General features: G+C 72.9%; 2 protein-coding genes. One reads left to right on the top strand and one right to left on the bottom strand.

All coding sequences use genetic code 11. The features are described 5' to 3' along the window. Positions 1–73 precede the first annotated feature (73 nt). Positions 74–709: a TetR/AcrR family transcriptional regulator gene (locus tag VR44_RS34090; RefSeq protein ID WP_045951515.1), complete on the bottom strand. Its 636-nt coding sequence runs from the start codon at positions 707–709 to the stop codon at positions 74–76. Positions 710–875: 166 nt separating this feature from the next. On the opposite strand from VR44_RS34090, the gene VR44_RS34095 reads away from it, so the two are divergent. Continuing rightward, a partial coding sequence (locus VR44_RS34095) for an APC family permease (RefSeq protein WP_157880495.1) occupies positions 876–1,852 on the top strand: 977 nt, incomplete at its 3' end.

Consider the following 1,852-nt stretch of genomic DNA (forward strand, 5'->3'; position numbering starts at 1 on the left):
CCGGCAAGATCCGGAAGAGACGACCTAGGACCCGCACGGCTCCGGCCGGCCTGCCCCGCGCGGTTCGCCCCGCCTAGGCCTGCGCCAACTGCGCGGCCAGGCCGTCCAGGAGGAAGCGCAGGCCCAGTTCGAAGCCGCGGTCGTCCAGGCCGGCCAGGCCGCCGGGCCGGGTGCCCGTCGATTCGAGGGAGTCGGCGAGGGCCGGGTAGTCCGGGCGGTAGTCGGCCGGGGCGCGGGTGAAGCCCGCCGTGAAGGTCTCCAGGGCGGAGCCGAGGACCAGGTAGTCGAGGGCGGCGGCGGCCTCGGCCGCGCCGGCGGGCGTGCACCCCGCCCCGACCAGGGCGGCCAGCAGGGCGTCGTAGCCGATCAGGGCCCGGTCGGCCTCGACCCGGCGGCGGGCCACCAGCGCGATCATGTGCGGATGCTGGAGGTACACCCGGCGGTAGCCGCGGGCGTACTCGGCGATGCCCCGGCGCCACTGGGGGTCCTGGAGCGGGCCGAGGTCGATCTCCTCGTTCAGCAGCTCCGAGGCGGCGTCGAGCAGGTCGTCCTTCGACGCGACGTGGTGGTAGAGCGACGCGCCCCGCACCCCGAGCCGGTCGGCCAGCGACCGCATCTTCAGGGCGTCCGGGCCCTCCTCGTTGAGCAGTTCCAGTGCGGCACGCGCGATGATCGCGCGGCTCAGCAGCGGCTGGCTCGGTCGGCCCACGGCGGCACTCCCCCTCTTCCCGCGCCAGGTTACCCGTCGGCAGGTCTTCCCAAGAGGTCGAGGGCGCGTTAACGTCCCCGCAACCCCTTACCTAACGCGGTTAGATTTAGTTCGGGGAGCGCTCCCGGCGTCGCCGGACGGCTCCCCCTGCCCTCCGAGGTGTCACGTGCAAGAACCCTCCACCGGCGGCAGATCCGCCACCGGACCCGCCACCGCCGCCCCGCAGGAAGGCGACAGCGACGCCGCCCGGCTCAGCGACCTCGGCTACCAGCAGGAGCTGCGCCGCAGCCTCGGCGTCCTCGGGAACATCGCCATGGGCTTCGCCGTGGTCTCGCCCGTGGTCGCCCTGTACGCCGTGTCCATGGTCGGGACGGCCATCGCCGGGCCGGCCTGGGTGTGGGCGCTGCCCGTCGTCCTGCTCGGCCAGTGCCTGGTCGTCAACGTCTATTCCGAGCTGGCCTCCCAGTGGCCGCTGGCCGGCGGCCCCTACCAGTGGGGGCGCCGGCTGCTCGGGCCCTCGTTCGGCTGGATGAGCGGCTGGGTGTGGCAGTTCGCCGTGATGTTCGGCAACACCACCGTCGCCTACCTGGCGGCGCCCTGGGTCTTCGCCCTGATCGGTGTCACGCCGACACCCGCGGCCATGGTCGCGGTGGCCGCGGCCATCCTGCTGGCCTGCATGCTGGTCAACGCCTTCGGCATCAGGATCCTCAGCCTCTTCGTCTCGCTGGGCATCGCCGCCGAAGCGGTGGCCTCCGTACTGGTCGGCTTCAGCCTGCTGCTGTTCTTCCGCAAGCACGGCTTCTCCCTCTTCACCGAGACCCTCGGCGCCGAGCAGCTGTCGGGCGGCTCCACGGTCATGGCCTTCCTCGCCGTCCTCGCCGTCGCGGGCTGGGGCTTCATCGGCTTCGACGCCTGCGTGTCCACGGCCGAGGAGACCAAGGACGCCGGCCGGCAGGTGCCGCGCGCCATGTGGTGGGCACTGCTGAGCGTCGGCACCGTGGTGATCCTCAACGCCATGGCGGTGGCCCTCGCCCACCCCGACCCGGCGGCGGTCGTGGCCGGCCGGGACCTCGACCCGGTGACCACCGCCGTGGTCACCTCCTTCGGCTCCTGGTCCGACAAGCCCTTCGTCTTCGTCGTGCT

Origin of the sequence: Streptomyces katrae, assembly GCF_000966975.1 — a bacterium.
GTDB lineage: Bacteria > Actinomycetota > Actinomycetes > Streptomycetales > Streptomycetaceae > Streptomyces > Streptomyces katrae.